The 17,768-nt window shown below is 63.8% G+C and carries 14 protein-coding genes and 2 tRNA genes; 8 read left to right on the top strand and 8 right to left on the bottom strand.

Features of this window, described 5'->3' with window-relative positions; genetic code table 11:
- Nucleotides 1-78: 78 nt before the first annotated feature.
- Nucleotides 79-1,488, bottom strand: a complete 1,410-nt coding sequence (glnA, locus tag I6F37_RS01445) for a type I glutamate--ammonia ligase (protein WP_036010292.1) — start codon at nucleotides 1,486-1,488, stop codon at nucleotides 79-81.
- A gap of 153 nt (nucleotides 1,489-1,641) precedes the next feature.
- Nucleotides 1,642-1,980, bottom strand: coding sequence for a P-II family nitrogen regulator (locus I6F37_RS01440; protein WP_007603495.1), 339 nt, complete (start codon nucleotides 1,978-1,980; stop codon nucleotides 1,642-1,644).
- A gap of 381 nt (nucleotides 1,981-2,361) precedes the next feature.
- On the opposite strand from I6F37_RS01440, the gene I6F37_RS01435 reads away from it, so the two are divergent.
- Nucleotides 2,362-3,861: an NAD(P)H-hydrate dehydratase gene (locus I6F37_RS01435; RefSeq protein WP_225125151.1), complete on the top strand. Its 1,500-nt coding sequence runs from the start codon at nucleotides 2,362-2,364 to the stop codon at nucleotides 3,859-3,861.
- Between the two features lie 4 nt (nucleotides 3,862-3,865).
- Here the strand turns inward: I6F37_RS01435 and I6F37_RS01430 are convergent, their stop codons facing one another.
- Complete coding sequence (locus I6F37_RS01430; protein ID WP_225150086.1) at nucleotides 3,866-5,167, bottom strand: multicopper oxidase family protein; 1,302 nt, start codon at nucleotides 5,165-5,167, stop codon at nucleotides 3,866-3,868.
- A gap of 154 nt (nucleotides 5,168-5,321) precedes the next feature.
- On the opposite strand from I6F37_RS01430, the gene I6F37_RS01425 reads away from it, so the two are divergent.
- The 3 genes from I6F37_RS01425 to I6F37_RS01415 all read left to right on the top strand — a co-directional run bounded on the left by I6F37_RS01425 (nucleotide 5,322) and on the right by I6F37_RS01415 (nucleotide 7,859).
- Nucleotides 5,322-5,406, top strand: a tRNA-Leu gene (locus tag I6F37_RS01425).
- Nucleotides 5,407-5,580: 174 nt separating this feature from the next.
- Nucleotides 5,581-6,942, top strand: a complete 1,362-nt coding sequence (tig, locus tag I6F37_RS01420; RefSeq protein WP_225150085.1) for a trigger factor — start codon at nucleotides 5,581-5,583, stop codon at nucleotides 6,940-6,942.
- Nucleotides 6,943-7,223: 281 nt separating this feature from the next.
- Entirely contained in the window at nucleotides 7,224-7,859 is a 636-nt protein-coding gene (locus tag I6F37_RS01415) for an ATP-dependent Clp protease proteolytic subunit (protein ID WP_225150084.1), read from the top strand.
- 63 nt (nucleotides 7,860-7,922) lie between these two features.
- Here I6F37_RS01415 and I6F37_RS01410 read toward each other — a convergent pair whose 3' ends face one another.
- Entirely contained in the window at nucleotides 7,923-8,129 is a 207-nt protein-coding gene (locus I6F37_RS01410) for a hypothetical protein (protein ID WP_225150083.1), read from the bottom strand.
- A gap of 182 nt (nucleotides 8,130-8,311) precedes the next feature.
- On the opposite strand from I6F37_RS01410, the gene clpX reads away from it, so the two are divergent.
- The 3 genes from clpX (at nucleotide 8,312) to I6F37_RS01395 (ending at nucleotide 12,805) form a co-directional block, all read left to right on the top strand.
- The gene (gene clpX, locus I6F37_RS01405; protein WP_008547851.1) at nucleotides 8,312-9,583 is read left to right on the top strand and encodes an ATP-dependent Clp protease ATP-binding subunit ClpX; all 1,272 of its coding nucleotides are present in this window, start codon (nucleotides 8,312-8,314) and stop codon (nucleotides 9,581-9,583) included.
- A 320-nt stretch (nucleotides 9,584-9,903) separates the two neighbouring features.
- Nucleotides 9,904-12,327 carry an endopeptidase La gene (gene lon / locus I6F37_RS01400; protein ID WP_036010279.1) on the top strand — a complete coding sequence of 808 codons (2,424 nt, stop codon included), beginning with the start codon at nucleotides 9,904-9,906 and terminating at the stop codon, nucleotides 12,325-12,327.
- Nucleotides 12,328-12,400: 73 nt separating this feature from the next.
- Nucleotides 12,401-12,805: a GFA family protein gene (locus I6F37_RS01395; protein WP_036025378.1), complete on the top strand. Its 405-nt coding sequence runs from the start codon at nucleotides 12,401-12,403 to the stop codon at nucleotides 12,803-12,805.
- Between the two features lie 120 nt (nucleotides 12,806-12,925).
- Here the strand turns inward: I6F37_RS01395 and I6F37_RS01390 are convergent.
- The 3 genes from I6F37_RS01390 to I6F37_RS01380 all read right to left on the bottom strand — a co-directional run bounded on the left by I6F37_RS01390 (nucleotide 12,926) and on the right by I6F37_RS01380 (nucleotide 15,307).
- A tRNA-Val gene (locus tag I6F37_RS01390) sits at nucleotides 12,926-13,002 on the bottom strand.
- Between the two features lie 193 nt (nucleotides 13,003-13,195).
- Nucleotides 13,196-13,558: a hypothetical protein gene (locus I6F37_RS01385; RefSeq protein WP_051057016.1), complete on the bottom strand. Its 363-nt coding sequence runs from the start codon at nucleotides 13,556-13,558 to the stop codon at nucleotides 13,196-13,198.
- A 234-nt stretch (nucleotides 13,559-13,792) separates the two neighbouring features.
- Complete coding sequence (locus I6F37_RS01380; RefSeq protein WP_225150082.1) at nucleotides 13,793-15,307, bottom strand: outer membrane protein; 1,515 nt, start codon at nucleotides 15,305-15,307, stop codon at nucleotides 13,793-13,795.
- A 496-nt stretch (nucleotides 15,308-15,803) separates the two neighbouring features.
- Here I6F37_RS01380 and I6F37_RS01375 point away from each other — a divergent pair, with 496 nt between their 5' ends.
- Nucleotides 15,804-16,664, top strand: coding sequence for a class I SAM-dependent methyltransferase (locus tag I6F37_RS01375; protein WP_225147176.1), 861 nt, complete (start codon nucleotides 15,804-15,806; stop codon nucleotides 16,662-16,664).
- Between the two features lie 123 nt (nucleotides 16,665-16,787).
- On the opposite strand, the gene I6F37_RS01370 is transcribed toward I6F37_RS01375, so the two are convergent.
- Nucleotides 16,788-17,768 (bottom strand): cation diffusion facilitator family transporter, encoded by a 981-nt coding sequence (locus I6F37_RS01370; RefSeq protein WP_225150081.1) that lies wholly within the window; start codon nucleotides 17,766-17,768, stop codon nucleotides 16,788-16,790.

The following is a 17,768-nucleotide window of genomic DNA, read 5'->3' as shown; positions in this document are numbered from 1 at the left end:
TAGCGGTCGAGACCCCTCAAACGAAAAGGCGCCTCCTTCCGGAAGCGCCTTTTGCTTGTCGCGGATAGTTCGGACCGCTTAGCCCGAATAGTACATGTCGAACTCAACCGGGTGCGGGGTCATCTCGAAGCGCTCAACCTCGGTCATCTTCAGCTCGATATAGGCGTCGATGAAGTCGTCGTCGAACACGCCGCCGGCCTTGAGGAAGGCGCGGTCCTTGTCGAGGTTTTCGAGCGCCTCGCGAAGCGAGCCGCACACGGTCGGGATCTGCTTCAGCTCTTCCTTCGGCAGATCGTAGAGGTCCTTGTCCATCGCCGGACCCGGATCCATCTTGTTCTTGATGCCGTCGAGGCCGGCCATCAGCATCGCGGCGAAACCGAGATAGGGATTGGCGAGCGGATCGGGGAAGCGCACCTCGACGCGCTTGGCCTTCGGCGAAGCGGTGTAGGGGATGCGGCACGACGCCGAGCGGTTGCGCGCGGAATAGGCGAGCAGCACGGGGGCCTCATAGCCCGGGACCAGACGCTTGTAGGAGTTGGTCGACGGGTTAGTGAAGGCGTTGATCGCCTTGGCGTGCTTGATGATGCCGCCGATATAGTGGAGGCAGGTCTCCGACAGGTCGGCGTACTTGTTGCCAGCAAACACCGGCTTGCCGTCCTTCCAGATCGACTGGTGCACGTGCATGCCCGAGCCGTTGTCGCCGTAGACCGGCTTCGGCATGAAGGTGGCGGTCTTGCCGTAGATGTGCGCGACCTGGTGGATGCAGTACTTGTAGATCTGGATGTGGTCGGCCATCAGCGTCAGCGTGTCGAACTTCATGCCGAGCTCGTGCTGGGCGGAAGCGACCTCGTGGTGATGCTTCTCGACCTTGACGCCCATCTTGGCCATGGCGCCCAGCATCTCCGAGCGCATGTCCTGCACCGAGTCCTGCGGCGGCACCGGGAAATAGCCGCCCTTGGTGCGGACGCGGTGGCCGAGATTGCCGCCTTCATATTCGGTGTCGGAGTTGGTCGGCAGCTCCGAGGAGTCGAGGCGGAAACCGGTGTTGTAGGGGGTGGAGGAGAAGCGCACGTCGTCGAACACGAAGAACTCGGCTTCGGGGCCGACGAACACGGCGTCGCCCACGCCCATCGACTTCACCATCGCCTCGGCCTTCTTGGCGATGCCGCGGGGGTCGCGGTTATAGGGCTCGCCGGTGGTCGGCTCGAGCACGTCGCAGGTGATGACCATGGTGGTCTCGGCGAAGAACGGGTCGATCGTCGCGGTCACCGGATCGGGCATCAGGCACATGTCGGACTCGTTGATCGCCTTCCAGCCGGCAATCGAGGAGCCGTCGAACATCGTCCCTTCGGCGAAGATGTCTTCATCGATCATGCTGACGTCGAACGTGACGTGCTGCCACTTGCCGCGCGGATCGGTGAAGCGCAGGTCGACGTACTTCACGTCGTTGTCCTTGATCGATTTCAGGACGTCTTTGGCGGTCTTCATGCATACCCCTTATGGCTCTGCGGGTCGGTTTCCAGGTGAGCAAGATTGTTCTCGCTTTTGGCGAGTTCGCGCGCGACCGCACAAACGAAATCAGGCCGCCGAAGCAGCCTTATTTCTTGTCAGAGTGTCGCAAAATGCGGGATAGCACCCGGTTCAGATAGCGTCCAGCCCGGATTCGCCGGTTCGGATGCGGATCGCCTCTTCGATGTTGGAGACGAAAATCTTGCCGTCGCCGATGCGGCCGGTCTGCGCGGCGCGGCGGATCGCGTCGATGGCGCGCTCGACCAGATCGTCGCCGATCACGATCTCGATTTTGACCTTCGGCAGGAAGTCGACGATGTATTCTGCGCCGCGGTAAAGTTCGGCGTGACCCTTCTGCCGGCCAAAGCCCTTGGCCTCGGTGACGGTGATGCCCTGCAGACCGACTTCTTGAAGCGCTTCCTTCACCTCGTCGAGCTTGAATGGCTTGATGATGGCTTCGATTTTCTTCACTGCGCGACTCCCGGCCTTTCGATCCAATAGCAACGTCTTCGTCAGGACGCGCATTTCTCAACGCACGATCTTGTCTTCTCTGTGCCGGGATCCCTGACCCGTCCGGCAACAACGGCCGGCCACGCCCTTCAAGATGTCAGTGAGCACGACGAACCGAAGCGGCTTCCTCGAAAGCAGGGTCTATGCCAAGTTGCAAATGCCCTGATTATCGGAGCGTTATCAGCCTTTTAACGAGCATCTCTGAGTGATGGTGCCGACCTGCACAAAATACCGAAGACCGCAAAATAGGCAAACGGTTCAATATATGTGCATTTCGACGTTCCCACCGCCGGATCGGCGCAAAAGATGCCTGTTCAAGAGGCGTTTGTACTAGGAAGTGGCATGGAAGTTCTGACCAACGCCGAAATGCAGCGAGCCGACCAGCTTGCCATCGCGGCCGGCACGCCCGGTTTCAAGCTGATGCTCAGCGCCGGCCAGGCGGTCGCCGAGGCCGCCCATGCGCTGGTGGAGGAGGGGCCGATCCTGATCGTCGCCGGCCCCGGCAACAATGGCGGGGACGGTTTCGTGGCCGCGGCCGAGCTCGCCGCGCAGGGGCGCGAGGTCTCGGTGATCCTGATGTGCGAGCGGGACCAGCTCCAGGGCGATGCCGCCTCGGCCGCGCGCGGCTGGAAGCACCCGGTGCTGCCGTTCAACCCGCAGGCGATCGGCAGGCCTGCGCTGATCATCGATGCGCTGTTCGGCGCCGGCCTCAGCCGCACCGTGGATGGCGAAGCGCGCGCCATGATCGAGGCGATCAACGCCAACGGTGCCCCGGTGCTGGCGGTCGACCTGCCGAGCGGCATCAACGGCACCAGCGCGGCCGTGATGGGCGTGGCGGTGAACGCCACCGAGACCGTCACCTTCTTCCGAAAGAAGCCGGCGCATCTGCTGTTGCCCGGGCGCATGCATTGCGGCCGCGTGCGCGTTGCCGACATCGGCATCGATGCGCAGGTGCTGGAGGAGATCGCGCCGCAGACCTTCGAGAACGATCCGGATCTCTGGGGCGCGGCCTTTCCGGTGCCGCGCATCGATGGCCACAAATATGCGCGCGGTCACGTGCTCGCGGTCTCGGGCGATGCAGCCGCGACCGGCGCGGCACGGCTCGCCGCGCGCGGCGCGCTGCGCGCCGGCGCGGGCCTCGTGACGCTGGCGAGCCCGCGCGATGCGCTCGCAATCAATGCTGCCGCGCTCACCGCGGTGATGGTTCGCCCCGTCGACAGCGCGATCGAGTTCGGCGAGCTGCTCGGCGACAAACGCTACAACACCTGTATCATCGGCCCCGGTGCGGGCATCGGTGAGCGCACCTGCGATCTCATCCACACCGCGCTTACCGCGCACCGGCATCTGGTGCTCGATGCGGATGCGCTGACCAGCTTTGCCGCAACCCCCGAGCGCCTGTTTGAATCAATCAAGTCCTCGCAGGACAATGCGGTGGTGCTGACCCCGCACGAAGGCGAGTTTCCGCGCCTGTTCTCCGACCTCAGCAACAAGCATCCCGGCCGCTCCAAGCTCGAGCGCGTCCGCGCCGCCGCCGAGCGCTGCGGCGCCGTCGTGCTGCTGAAGGGCCCGGACACCACAATCGCCGCCCCCGACGGCCGCGCCACCATCGCCGCCAATGCGCCACCCTGGCTCGCCACTGCCGGCGCCGGCGACGTGCTGTCCGGGATCATCGCCGGGCTCCTGGCGCAAGGCGTGCCGGCGTTCGAGGCCGCCAGCATCGGCGTCTGGATGCACGGCGAGGCGGGAAGCGAAGCTGGGCCGGGCCTGATCGCGGAGGATCTGACCGAGACGCTGCCGGCCGTGCACCGGCGGATCTATGACGCGCTGGGCATCGAATACTGAACGTTCACTCCACCCCGTACCAGCGCACCAGCCGCGGCGCGGCCCAGTCGGTCACGACGGATTCGATCAGCCAGCGTCCGGGCGAGGTCGCGGCGAACGCGATGCGCTGGGTCTGGCCAGGCTCGATCGCCAGCGTGTCGAGCCAATAGGGCTTCCAGCCGTCGTCGAGCTTGTCGAGCAGCCGGAAATGGTGGCCGTGCAGGTGAAACACGGTGGTGACCGGGGCGGGGTTCTGCAGCGCCAGCACCACGGTGCGGCCGGTCTTGGCGCGGAAGGCAGGGGCGGAGGCGGTGGAGAAGGTCGCGGGCCGTGCCCAGCCGGCATCGGCCGTACCGACCGCGACATCGAACCGCAGGGCGGCTCGTAGATCGAGCTTCTCGGGCAGATCATTCGGCGGGAGCGGCTGCGGCGGCGGCAGCGGAGCGCGCTCCAGCTTTCCGGAGACAGTCAGGTGTCCGACCTGGCGCACCGCCTTGCCGTCATGCAGCATAAACGGGGCCGAACTGGCCGCATCCACGAAAGCGTCGGTCCGCGCACCCGGGGCCAGCACCAACGCGCCGTTGCGCGCGGGGAACGGCTCGGCCGGCTGGCCGTCGAGGGCCATCACACGGACTTCGTGGTTTTCCAATTTGATTGCGAGAACAGAGCGTTGCGAGCCGTTGATGAAGCGTAGCCGCAGCCGCTCGCCCGCCGAAGCTGAGAGTTCGAATGAAGTCTTGCCGTTGATTGTGTAAAGCGGCGTGGTGTCCTTCGGGTCCTGGCCCGGCGGGACCGCGGTGCCATCCGGCCGCAGGCGCCATTCCTGGATCAGCAGGAGCTCATCACGATCAACGGCGACCGGGCCGGTTTCGGCCACGATGATCGGAAGCGCGCGTGCGGGCTGCTGCAGGCGGTGCTCGAAGAGGCGGAAGTCGGCCAGCAGGGTGCCTGCATTAGGCACTGAAATAATTGATGTTTCTGTCGCATCCGGCGCTGCCGGGGCGCGGCCGCGGAGCGGGTCGGCGGCCATCGGCGCGTGGAGGCTGTACCAGACTGGCGCAATCGGCACAGGGAGGTTGTTGCTGAAGACCACCTGGCAGCGATCGAAACGCTTGAGACGCACGTCTCTGAGGTGGCTTACGGTGGCCAGCTCCCAGATTGGTGTAGCCGGCTGACCCGGTCTCAAAGCCAGCGTTGCCGGTCTCGCCTGCAGCGCGAGCTGGGCCGTGACGGATGGGCCTGCACCGCCCACGATCAGCCCGGCTGCCGAGGCCCCTAAGCCGGCCAAAACCTCGCGCCGATGGGGAGCATGGATCCGCGTTGTCATGGCACGATCCGGACCACGCCGTGCTGGATAAGTCCAGCCGCAGTGCCTACTTGAAGCTTGCCTCCATCAGGCCATTTTTTTGCTGCGAACAGTCAGGCACATGCTATAAGCCCGGCCGCCCGCGGCATCGCGGCCGGTCTTGATGCGAATTCACGCGGGCGTGGCGGAACTGGTAGACGCGCTGGATTTAGGTTCCAGTGACGAAAGTTGTGGGGGTTCGAGTCCCTCCGCCCGCACCAAGCGCTTATCGCGTTTGCACGGATTACGAGGCCTGCTTCCGCGCGGATGATCATCCGCCTGGAGCGGGTCCGATGAACCACCGGCGTGGAGGCGTTTGCCTCGCGCCGGATCGATTAACGACAGCGTCCCGACGCGCGACGTGCCGGGGCCGAACGAAAAGAAGATTGGACGCCATGCAGGTCACAGAAACCCTCTCGGAAGGTTTGAAGCACGAGTTCAAGATCAGCGTTCCCGCGTCTGATCTCGACGCCAAGGCCGGCGCCAAGCTCGTCGACCTCAAGGACAAGGTCCGTATCAACGGCTTCCGTCCGGGCAAGGTGCCGGTCGCGCACCTGAAGAAGGTCTATGGTCGCTCGGTCATGGCCGAGACCATCGACCAGACCATCCGCGACACCAACACGCAGCTGTTCTCCGAGCGCGGCTTTCGCCTTGCGACCGAGCCGAAAATCACCATGCCGAGCGAACAGGCCGAGGTCGAGGAGCTGCTGAGCGGCAAGACGGATTTGACCTACACGGTCGCCATCGAAGTAGTGCCGGCGATCGCGCTCGCCGACTTCAAGAGCTTCCAGGTCGAGAAGCCAGTTGCTGATGTCACCGACGCCGATGTCGACGAGGCGATCAAGCGCATCGCCGATTCCAACCGCACCTATGCCGCCAAGGGCGAGGGCACCAAGGCTGAGTCGGGCGACCGCGTTACCATCAACTTCACGGGCCGCATCGACGGCGAAATCTTCGAAGGCGGCACCGGCGAGGGCATCCAGGTCCTGATCGGCTCCAACACCTTCATTCCGGGCTTCGAGGAGCAGCTCATCGGCATCGGCGCAGGCGAGACGCGCACGCTGAAAGTGTCGTTCCCGAAGAACTACATGAACGACAAGCTCGCCGGCCAGCCGGCGGAGTTCGAGACCACCGCGACGCTGATCGAGGCGCCGCAGGACCTTGCGATCGACGACGAGTTCGCCAAGTCGCTCGGCCTGGAATCGCTGGACAAGCTCAAAGAGGCCGCGCGCGAGCGCCTCGTTGCCGAGTTCGCCACCGCCACGCGCCAGCGCGTCAAGCGCGCGCTGCTCGACCGCCTCGACGAGGCGCATCGCTTCGAGGCGCCGCCCTCGCTGGTGGACGAGGAGTTCAGCCTGATGTGGAACTCGGTCAAGGCCGAGATGGACTCCGCCGGCAAGACCTTTGCCGACGAGGACACCACCGAGGACAAGGCAAAGGAGGAGTATCGCAAGATCGCCGATCGCCGCGTGCGGCTTGGCCTGGTGCTCTCCGAGATCGGCGAGAAGAACAAGATCACCGTGACCGATGACGAGGTCGGCCGCGCCGTGATCGAGCGCGCGCGCTCGATGCCCGGCCGCGAAAAGGAGGTCTGGGACTTCTACCGCAACAACGCCCAGGCGTTGGCCCAGCTTCGTGCGCCGATCTACGAGGACAAGGTGGTCGACTTCATCCTCGAGCTCGCCAACGTGACCGAGAAGAAGGTTTCGCGCGAGGACCTCTACAAGGACGACGACGCGGAAAAGACCGCGGCCTGAAGGGTTTGAGATAGCCCGCTATTAAGGATGATGAGCGAAGAGGCCCAGCTAGCCAGGTGGCCGGCTGGGCCTCTTTGTGCGAATCAGCTTCAACTGCCCCACGGATTAAGCCTTAATGCGCTGCGCACTTGTCAGAAGCGAAATGGGCTATATCTGTCGCTACGCCTTTCTACTTCTTACCCAAGTTCCTGCATCACAGGACGTCCATTCGCCATCCGGCAAATCCAGCCAAGCTGGCAAGCCAGCCCGGCGATGTCCGTCTCCGAAACCCTAGGTGACTCATGCGCGATCCGGTTGAAACCTACATGAACCTCGTGCCCATGGTGGTCGAGCAGACCAATCGTGGCGAGCGCGCCTACGACATTTTCTCGCGCCTCTTGAAGGAGCGCATCATCTTCGTGACCGGCCCGGTCGAGGACGGCATGTCGACGCTGATCGTCGCGCAGCTCCTGTTCCTCGAGGCGGAAAATCCGAAGAAGGAAATCTCGATGTACATCAACTCGCCGGGCGGCGTGGTGACGTCGGGCCTTGCGATCTACGACACCATGCAGTTCATCCGCCCGCCGGTCTCGACCCTGTGCACCGGTCAGGCGGCTTCGATGGGCTCGCTGCTGCTTTGCGCCGGCGAGAAGGACATGCGCTTCTCGCTGCCGAACGCGCGCATCATGGTGCACCAGCCCTCGGGCGGCTTCCAGGGCCAGGCCACCGACATCATGCTGCACGCCCAGGAGATCCTGAACCTGAAGAAGCGGCTCAACGAGATCTACGTCAAGCACACCGGCCAGACCTACAAGTCGATCGAGGATGCTTTGGAACGCGACAAGTTCCTCACTGCGAACGACGCCAAGGAGTTCGGCCTGGTCGACAAGGTGATCGACAAGCGCGCCGAGGAGCCGGCGCCGGTGAAGGCCCCGTAGCACTACTGAGGCGTCACGACGAGCCCTCGGTTTGCCGTGGAGCCCGTCAGGGCGGCGTTCACGTTAGGTGCGCGTGCGCACGGCGCAAAACGCGGTTTTGCGCCCTGCGACAAGCAGAAAGTTCCGCTTTCGTGCTTGTTTTTCGTGGCAATCCAGCAACGCCGGGGTGTTTTCGATCACTTCGCCCGTGCCAAGACCGGAAATCACGGTATTGTCACGGGTAGCTGGCGACCCCCGATTAGCGAATTCTTGATAGTCGGGTGACAGCATGGTTGGCTACGATTGATCGGCTATGATCGCGGGAGAATCGAGCCACCGTGATTCGCACGGAATGTAGTAAAGCGTAGGGTCTTTTTTGGTACGGAATTTGCTCTACTTAAGCTTCATGCCGACCCTCGTGTCGGAATGGGGCGATCGAGCGGAACGGGATCGAACCGCGGACGGAGACATGAATGAGTAAGGTCGGCACGAGCGACTCCAAGAACACGCTATATTGCTCGTTCTGCGGCAAGAGCCAGCACGAAGTCCGCAAACTGATCGCGGGTCCTACGGTCTTCATCTGCGACGAGTGCGTCGAGCTCTGCATGGACATCATCCGCGAGGAGAACAAGTCCTCGCTGGTCAAGTCGCGCGACGGTATTCCGACGCCGAAGGAAATCTGCAAGGTGCTGGACGATTACGTCATCGGCCAGAGCCATGCGAAGAAGGTCCTGTCGGTCGCGGTGCACAACCACTACAAGCGCCTCAACCATCAGACCAAGCACAACGACGTCGAGCTCGCGAAGTCGAACATCCTGCTGATCGGTCCCACCGGCTCGGGCAAGACGCTGCTCGCGCAGACGCTCGCCCGCATCCTGGACGTGCCGTTCACGATGGCCGATGCGACGACGCTGACCGAAGCCGGCTATGTCGGCGAGGACGTCGAGAACATCATCCTGAAGCTGCTCCAGGCCGCCGACTACAACGTCGAGCGCGCCCAGCGCGGCATCGTCTACATCGACGAAATCGACAAGATCAGCCGCAAGTCCGACAACCCCTCGATCACGCGCGACGTGTCGGGTGAGGGCGTGCAGCAGGCGCTGCTCAAGATCATGGAAGGCACGGTGGCTTCGGTCCCGCCGCAGGGCGGCCGCAAGCATCCGCAGCAGGAGTTCCTGCAGGTGGATACCACCAACATCCTGTTCATCTGCGGCGGCGCCTTTGCCGGCCTCGAGAAGATCATCTCGGCGCGCGGTCGGTCGACCTCGATCGGCTTCGGCGCCCAGGTGCTCGCGCCGGAGGATCGCCGGACCGGCGAGATCTTCCGTCACGTCGAGCCTGAGGACCTCCTGAAGTACGGCCTCATCCCCGAGTTCGTCGGTCGTCTGCCGGTCGTGGCGACGCTCGAGGATCTCGACGAGACCTCGCTGAAGAAGATCCTGACGGAGCCGAAGAACGCGCTGGTGAAACAGTACCAGCGGCTGTTCGAGATGGAGAACATCGAGCTGACCTTCGCCGACGAGGCGCTTGGCGCGGTCGCCCGCAAGGCGATCGAGCGCAAGACCGGCGCGCGAGGCCTGCGTTCGATCCTCGAGGCGATCCTGCTCGAGACCATGTTCGACCTGCCGGGCCTGGAAGGTGTGGAAGAAGTCGTGATTTCCCGCGAAGTCGTGGAAGGCACGGCGCGTCCGCTCTACATCTATGCCGATCGGTCCGATCGTGCCGTCGAGAACGCCAGCGCCTGATCTGACGGCGCTGGAAAGCTCCAATCGTCTCCTTGAGTTGGCTGCGGAGCCGTGGTTCCGCAGCCGGTGTTGCGTCGCTTGCCGCGTTGCGTAAGCGCCTGATGGCGCGCGTTTTTCAATGACTTGACACCCCCCGGGTCGATAGCCACCTAATGTCGGCGGCGAGCGAAAATTCTCTTCAAGATTCGCCTCAGTTCCGTTCCGGCGAGCCGGTCCAACTTGTAGAGGACCGACCGGTTCTGCGGATCACCTCGGCACCTTGTGGCGGTTGCGCATGATCGCGGGCTGCGTGCAAGGGGGCAAAGCAAAAGGAAAAGGCCATGACCAATCCAAAACCCCGGCCAACAATCGTTCATGGCGAAGCACACGCCTATCCCGTGCTGCCGCTGCGCGACATCGTCGTCTTCCCGCACATGATCGTTCCGCTCTTCGTCGGTCGCGAGAAGTCGATCCGCGCACTCGAAGAGGTGATGAAGAACGACGCGCTGATCATGCTCGCGACGCAGAAGAACGCGTCCGACGATGATCCGGCGCCCGATGCGATTTACGAGACCGGTACGCTTGCCAGCGTGCTGCAGCTCCTGAAGCTTCCCGATGGCACCGTGAAGGTGCTGGTCGAAGGGCTCGAGCGTGCGCGCGTGGCGAAGTACACCGACCGCGCCGACTATTATGAGGCGACCGCCGTCGCGCTTGCGGACACCGACGCGAAATCGGTCGAGGCGGAAGCGCTGGCGCGCTCGGTCGTGTCCGACTTCGAGAGCTATGTGAAGCTCAACAAGAAGATCTCGGCCGAGGTCGTCGGCGTCGTGCAGGCGATCACCGATTTCGCCAAGCTGGCTGATACGGTCGCCTCGCATCTCGCGGTCAAGATCGCCGATCGCCAGGGCATACTGGAGACGCTGTCCGTCACCACGCGCCTGGAGAAGGTGCTGGGCCTGATGGAGAGCGAGATCTCGGTGCTGCAGGTCGAAAAGCGCATCCGGTCCCGCGTCAAGCGCCAGATGGAGAAGACCCAGCGCGAGTACTATCTCAACGAGCAGATGAAGGCGATCCAGAAGGAACTCGGCGACGACGACGGTCGCGACGAGCTCGCCGATCTCGAAGAGAAGATCTCGAAGACCAAGCTCTCCAAGGAAGCGCGCGAGAAGGCGCAGCATGAATTGAAGAAGCTGCGCCAGATGTCGCCGATGTCCGCGGAAGCGACCGTCGTGCGCAACTATCTGGATTGGCTGCTGTCGATCCCGTGGAACAAGAAGTCCAAGGTGAAGAAGGACCTGGAGCAGGCGCAAGCCATCCTGGACTCCGATCACTATGGGCTGGAGAAGGTCAAGGAGCGTATCGTCGAGTACCTCGCGGTGCAGTCGCGCGCCAACAAGCTGACGGGGCCGATCCTGTGCCTGGTCGGGCCTCCCGGCGTCGGCAAGACCTCGCTCGGCAAGTCGATCGCGAAGGCGACGGGGCGCGAGTTCGTGCGCGTCTCGCTCGGCGGCGTGCGCGACGAGGCCGAGATCCGCGGTCACCGCCGCACCTATATCGGCTCGATGCCTGGCAAGATCATCCAGTCGATGCGCAAGGCGAAGTCGTCCAATCCGCTGTTCCTCTTGGACGAGATCGACAAGATGGGCGCCGATTTCCGCGGCGATCCGTCCTCGGCGCTGCTCGAGGTACTCGACCCCGAGCAGAACGGGACCTTCAACGACCACTATCTCGAGGTCGACTACGATCTGTCCAACGTGATGTTCATCACCACCGCGAATACGCTCAATATTCCGGGGCCCCTGATGGACCGCATGGAGATCATCCGGATCGCGGGCTACACCGAGAACGAGAAGGTCGAGATCTCGCGCAAGCACCTGATCCCGAACGCGGTGTCCAAGCACGGCCTGGACTCCAAGGAGTTCTCGATCGACGACGAGGCGCTGCTGCTTCTGATCCGCCGCTACACCCGCGAAGCGGGCGTGCGTAACCTGGAGCGTGAGCTCTCCACACTGGCCCGCAAGGCGGTGAAGGAGCTGATGATCTCCAAGAAGAAGTCGGTCAAGGTCACCGAGAAGACTCTGGAAGAGTTGCTCGGCGTGCCGAAGTACCGCTTCGGCGAGATCGAGAGCGAGCCGCAGGTCGGTATCGTCACCGGGCTTGCCTGGACCGATGTCGGCGGCGAGCTGCTGACGATCGAAGGCGTCATGATGCCCGGCAAGGGCAAGATGACGGTCACGGGCAATCTGCGCGACGTCATGAAGGAGTCGATCTCCGCGGCGGCGTCCTACGTCCGCTCGCGCGCGATCAACTACGGCGTCGAGCCGCCGCTGTTCGACAAGCGCGACATCCACGTGCACGTGCCGGAAGGCGCGACGCCGAAGGATGGCCCGTCCGCGGGCGTTGCGATGGCCACCGCGATCATCTCGGTCATGACCGGCATCCCGGTCCGCCATGATGTCGCGATGACCGGCGAGATCACGCTGCGCGGCCGCGTGCTGCCGATCGGCGGCCTCAAGGAGAAGCTGCTGGCTGCGGCCCGCGGCGGCATCAAGACGGTGCTGATCCCCGAGGACAACGCCAAGGATCTCACGGAGATTTCCGATGCGATCAAGGGCGGCATGGAGATCATCCCGGTCTCGCGCCTCGATGACGTCGTCGCCAAGGCGCTGGTGAAGAAGCCTACGCCGATCGTCTGGGAAGAGGACACCAAGGTGACGGTGAAGCCGGACGGCGATGAAGCCGCCGGCGGCCTGACCGCTCACTGAGATCGCAGCTCGAAAAATGATGATAAAACGGCGCCTTCGGGCGCCGTTTTTGTTTGGGGAAGGGGAGGAGGCAATGCACGTCGATGGGCAATGCCATTGCGGGAAGGTCGCGTTCGAGGCCGAGGTCGATCCGGAGGCAGTCTCGGTCTGTCACTGCACCGATTGCCAGACGCTGACCGGCTCGCCGTTCCGCGTGACGGCCATCTGCACCAAGGCCGATGTCCGCCTGACCCGTGGCTCGCCCAAGATCTACGGCAAGCGCGGCGACAACGGCCGGATGCGCTTTCAGCATTTCTGTGCCGATTGCGGTTCCCCGCTGTTCACCAGCGGCGAGGGCGACCAGGCCGACGATTGGGGCATCCGTTGGGGCTCGATCCGCCAGCGGGATGCGCTGCGGCCGGTGAGACAGATCTGGTGCCAATCGGCAGCGGTGTGGATCGACGCCGTGCCGCTGCTGCCGGGGCGGCCGCAGGATTGAAGTTGGCTGGCCGAGCCCGCCTTCGCCGTTGGGCTTCGGCGCGGCAACCTTCGATCGCTTCGCGCTTACGACCTTGCTGTGCTGGCTTGCCGAGCCGTAGCTCGCGAAGCGAGCGAAGGCTGGTGGGCGGTCACGGATTCGAACCGCGGACCCTCTCGGTGTAAACGAGATGCTCTAACCAGCTGAGCTAACCGCCCAATGGCGCCTCTTTAGCGCCCCGGCGGGGGCCGAAGCAAGGGCCGAGCGCGCCCGACCCGGCTGCAATTGCCGGCCCGGTGAGAGCTTTCATGCCGGACACGGCCAACCCTGCAGCAGGTCCGCTGCAGGGCAATCTTTCTCGCAGCGCGATCTCGACGTAAGGCCGAGGAGCCAGCGATCATGCTGCGGGTGTCAGGCTGTCTTGGTGAACATCGTCAGGACACCGTCGACGATGTTGATCGCGACGACTTGTGCCGAGCTCAAGCCCTTGGCCTTGAGCACGGAGGCGGCCTGCGGTGTGGCGTCGATGGACTGCCGAAGCGACTGGATGTCCGTCTCGCTCGTATGCGCCACGAGTTCATCGACCTTCGCGCGCACGGCCGGCTGCAGTTCCTTGACGTCCACAACCTGTATGCTCCGGATCACAGTGCTGGATTGCGTGGACGATTGCTCCGTGTCGGATTGCGACGATGCGCCCTGTGCCTGCACCAGGGCAGGTGTTCCCAGCGAGAGAGCTGCAACGAGGACGGATGCCGTGAAGCTGCGCATGGTCATGCCTTTTCCAGTTTGAGGAAGCCCGAACCTAGCGCGGAAATCTGGTTGGCATCTGATTCCGATGTGGCCGTTCGGTGAAACAATGCGGCCGCAATGCGCGCGGATGAGACGCTTGCGTCGGGTCCGGAGCCCAAAGCGCAACTCTGTTCCAGACTTTCATATTGACCGAATGCAGAAAGCAAAAGCCCCGGACGAACCGGAGCTTTGCCTTAGCGACGACCAGCAGTGGGGTGATCAGTACTTCGCCACGACGGGGCCTCCGCCCCAGTTGAAGCGATAGACCAGCTGGCTGCGAACGGCGTGAACCCATTTCTCGGAATCGATCGACGCTCCAACGGACAGACCCGTTGCCGTGTCGCGGACGGCGTTCGTTGCGGTGTCGAATTCAGAGAACCGATATTCGGTCTTCCAGAACAAGCCCGGCACGATCTTCAGCGCGTGTTCTTCGCCGGCGCCGATGAACCAGCCCCTGTAGGTACGCTTGTCCATGAACACGCCGCTTGGTCTTCCGAACGGCGCAGCGTTGAGGGTGAAATCGGTACGGTCAAAGCTGGCTTCGGTATAGCCGACTGAGAAATAGGTCAGGAGGCTCGGGGTCGCCAGCCAGCCGAGCCGGCCGCCGCCCGCCCAGGCCGAGCTCATCTTCTCTTCACCCACGATCCCGAAGCGAGGCGGGCTGAGCTGGCCCTTGAGGCTGCCGATATCGTAGTCACCGAATGCGCCGACGACGAAGGCCGCGCCCGCTGCCGCAAACTGGTAGTCGCAGCCGCCCTGCACAGTCCCGAAGAAGCCGCGGCCTCCGGTCGTTGCTGTATCGCTGAAGCGGGTTCTGGTGGGGCCATCGATGTAGGTCGTGTTGTCCTGATTCCAGAGCCCATAGCCTCCGCCGCCGCCGACGTGGCAGCCGGTCCAATTCGTGAGCGGCGTGGGGGCCGGAGGCGCCTTCAGATAGGCAGGGGACGTCACATCGGCGGCGGGGCCGCTCGAATTGAAGCGGTAGACCAACTCGCTGCGGACAGTGTGGACGTACTTCTTCGAATCCTCGGAAAAGCCGATCGGCAATCCGCTCGCCGTATCCCGGATCGGATTTGTGCCGACATTGAAGTCGGAGAAGCGGTATTCCGTTTTCCAGAAGAGACCCGGCAGGAAGCCCAGCGCATATTCGGCGCCGGAGCCGATGAACCAGCCATCGTAGGTTCGCTTGTCCTGATAGAGGCCGGCCGCAACTCCGAAGGGCGGAAAGTTCAGATTGAAGTTCGTGCGGTCGAAGGTCGCTTCGGTGTAACCCGCCGAGACATAGGTCAGCAGGCTAGGCGTCGCCAGCCAGCCGAGACGGCCGCCGACCGCCCAGGCCGAGCTCATTTTCTCGTCGCCAACCATCGAGAAGCCGGAGGGAGTGAGCCGCCCGGTTAGACTGGCGAAATCATAATCACCGAAGGCGCCGATCACGAAGCGCTCGCTGGCCGCCGCAAACTGATAGTCGCATCCCGCCTGTACCGTCCCGAAGTACCCGCGGCCACCGGTGGTGATCGTATCGGCATTCTGAAAGCGGAGCGGACCGTCGACAAAAGTCGAATTTTCCTGATTCCACATGCCGTAGCCGCCGCCGCCCGCGACATAGCAGCCGGTCCAGTTGACGAAAGCTGCGGCGACAGCCGGTGGCTTGGCGTATTTGCGCGGAAGGTCGGCTGCCAATGCTGATCCGGAAAACGTCACCAATGCCACGAGGGCGGGCGCAACCTGCTTCATTCCAAACATTCCCATTCCACCAGACCGCGGCCAAGCGACCCCTCGCCAAGCCACAATCGACTCCTCGGGACAAACATACGAAGTTTGATTCAGAATGCTGTTGCAGGAAGGCTACAATCGCGGAAAGTGTGCGGCTCGCCTGTGCATATCCAGCCGCGAGCCGGGCTTTTCGCGACACCGCGTTTCTGGTGTCGGTCTCGTGGGAGCAGAGGGTGCGCGCCTTGGCCCTTCGAAGGGACCGGATGGCGTCCAGAAGAACCTCTTTGCTAGCAGAGGGTTCTGACGGTTCGACGCGTGCAGTCCAGTGCTGCGGACATCAACAGTTTTCCGAAAGTCAGTCTCTGATCGGACGCGGCCCGGACGGGCCGGTACGCGCCGACGCGGCAATCCGTCGCGCGACCTCCAAAGCGCTCTCACACGTGCCTGACGTTAGGGCGTCCGCTTTTCGACCGAACAAGCTTCTATGATAGAGCAAGAATAGATGATGGAGCCTTGAATGGAACGACCCGCCGGGCACGCAGAGAACGCCGACCAGATCGCCTATTGGAACGGGCCGAGCGGGCAGCGCTGGGCCGATCGCCACGCGGCGCAGGAGAAGCTGCTCGGCCCTATTGCCGACGTGTTGATCGACCGCGCCAAGCCGAAGCCGGGCGAGCGCGTTCTGGATGTCGGCTGCGGCTCCGGCGCGACGACGTTTGCCTTCGCAAAGGCGGTGGCGCCCGATGGCTTCGCGCTTGGCCTCGACGTCTCCGAGCCGATGCTGGCGCAGGCGCGGGCGCTCGCGCCGAAGGGCCTGCCGCTCGACTTCGTGCTGGCGGATGCGACCGTTTATCCGTTCGAACCGGCGAGCTTCGATCTGCTCGCTTCACGCTTCGGCGTGATGTTCTTTGCCGATCCGATCGCGTCCTTCGCCAATCTGCGTCGCGCGCTGAAGCCGGCCGGCCGGCTCGCCTTCGCCTGCTGGCGGGAGCCGAAGGAAAATCCGTGGGCGATGACGCCGCTGATGGCGGTCTACAAGCACGTGCCCAAGATGCCGCCGGTTGGGCCGGAGGAGCCGGGCCCGTTCGCCTTTGCTTCGGAAGAGCGCGTCATGCGCATCCTGAAAGGCGCAGGATTCGCGGACGTCGCGATGGAGCCGCACAATCTGGCGATGGACATTGCTATCGGCGGCGGGCTCGAGGCCGCCGTCGACGGCTCTCTCCAGATCGGTCCCGCCAGCCGCGCACTCCAGGGCCATCCGCCCGAGACTTATGAAGCTGCCAAGGCTTCGATCCGCGAGGCGCTCGCGCCGTTCCTGAAGGAGCAGAGCGTGGCGCTCCAGGGCGCGATCTGGATCGTGACGGCGAAGGCGGGGTAGGGCGCAGCGCTCTCCACCGTCATTGCGAGCGAAGCGAAGCAATCCAGAATCCCTCCGCGGAGACAATCTAGATTGCTTCGTCGCAACGGCTCCTCGCAATGACGATGCGGAGGCAGAGTCGCCTCACACCACATCATCCGGCGCGAGCGCGCAGCCGTTGTCGGGATGCGTCTCGACCTGGAGCGTGGTGTGGCCGATGCGGAAGGATGTCTTGAGGAGCTCCGTCGTCTGCATCAGGAATGCGTCGTCGCTGCCTGCGGGCATAACGAGGTGGCAGGTCAGCGCCGTCTCGGTGGTCGAGATTGGCCAGACGTGGAGATCGTGAATCGCCGAGACGCCCGGTCGCGCCAGCAGGAACGCCCTGATTGCGGCGAGGTCGGTACCCTTGGGCGCGGCCGCCATCGACATGTCGATGGAGCCGCGCAAGAGGCTGGTCGTGCTCCAGAGGATGGTGGCGCAGATGATGAGGCTGGTGATGGGATCGAGCCAGAGCCAGCCGGTCCAGATGATCAGCGCGGCCGAGACCACGACGCCGAGCGAGACCGCGGCGTCGGCGGCCATGTGCAGATACGCGCCTTCGATGTTGATGTCGTCCTTGCGTCCGCCAGCGAACAGCAGGGCGGTGAAACCGTTGATGAGGATGCCGATGCCGGCGACCACCATCACGGTGACGCCTGCGACCGGCTCCGGCTCGCGCAGGCGCAGGATCGCCTCCCAGCCGATCGCGCCGGTCGCGACCAGCAGGAACACCGCATTGGCCAGCGCCGCCAGGATGGTGGAGGCGCGAAAGCCGTAGGTAAAGCGGCCTTTGGGCGCGCGGCGGGCTGCGATCGAGGCGCCCCAGGCGATGACGAGGCCGAGCACGTCCGACAGGTTATGGCCGGCATCGGCGAGCAGGGCGGTGGAGTTGCCGACATAGCCGTAAACCGCCTCGGCGACGACGAGCGCGATGTTGAGCGTAATGCCGAGCGCGAACGCCTTGCCGAAATTGGCGGGTGCATGGACATGGCCGTGTCCATGACCATGATCGTGTGTTTGGCCATGCGCATGCGAGTGGCCCGCATGATCATGGTCGTGATGACCGTGGTGGTCGTGGCTGCCCAA

Source organism: Bradyrhizobium sp. NBAIM08 (assembly GCF_020193935.1).
Taxonomy (GTDB): Bacteria; Pseudomonadota; Alphaproteobacteria; order Rhizobiales; family Xanthobacteraceae; genus Bradyrhizobium; species Bradyrhizobium yuanmingense.
This window is presented reverse-complemented; position numbering and strand designations above follow the sequence as displayed.

Bases quoted from the DNA above. Each gene is read 5' to 3' on its own strand.
- glnA (WP_036010292.1), bottom strand. From the start codon at position 1,488: ATGAAGACCGCCAAAGACGTCCTGAAATCGATCAAGGACAACGACGTG.
- I6F37_RS01415 (WP_225150084.1), top strand. From the start codon at position 7,224: ATGCGCGATCCGGTTGAAACCTACATGAACCTCGTGCCCATGGTGGTC.
- I6F37_RS01430 (WP_225150086.1), bottom strand. From the start codon at position 5,167: ATGACAACGCGGATCCATGCTCCCCATCGGCGCGAGGTTTTGGCCGGC.
- I6F37_RS01385 (WP_051057016.1), bottom strand. From the start codon at position 13,558: ATGACCATGCGCAGCTTCACGGCATCCGTCCTCGTTGCAGCTCTCTCG.
- I6F37_RS01395 (WP_036025378.1), top strand. From the start codon at position 12,401: ATGCACGTCGATGGGCAATGCCATTGCGGGAAGGTCGCGTTCGAGGCC.
- I6F37_RS01435 (WP_225125151.1), top strand. From the start codon at position 2,362: ATGGAAGTTCTGACCAACGCCGAAATGCAGCGAGCCGACCAGCTTGCC.
- lon (WP_036010279.1), top strand. From the start codon at position 9,904: ATGACCAATCCAAAACCCCGGCCAACAATCGTTCATGGCGAAGCACAC.
- clpX (WP_008547851.1), top strand. From the start codon at position 8,312: ATGAGTAAGGTCGGCACGAGCGACTCCAAGAACACGCTATATTGCTCG.
- I6F37_RS01410 (WP_225150083.1), bottom strand. From the start codon at position 8,129: ATGCTGTCACCCGACTATCAAGAATTCGCTAATCGGGGGTCGCCAGCT.
- I6F37_RS01375 (WP_225147176.1), top strand. From the start codon at position 15,804: ATGGAACGACCCGCCGGGCACGCAGAGAACGCCGACCAGATCGCCTAT.
- I6F37_RS01380 (WP_225150082.1), bottom strand. From the start codon at position 15,307: ATGAAGCAGGTTGCGCCCGCCCTCGTGGCATTGGTGACGTTTTCCGGA.
- tig (WP_225150085.1), top strand. From the start codon at position 5,581: ATGCAGGTCACAGAAACCCTCTCGGAAGGTTTGAAGCACGAGTTCAAG.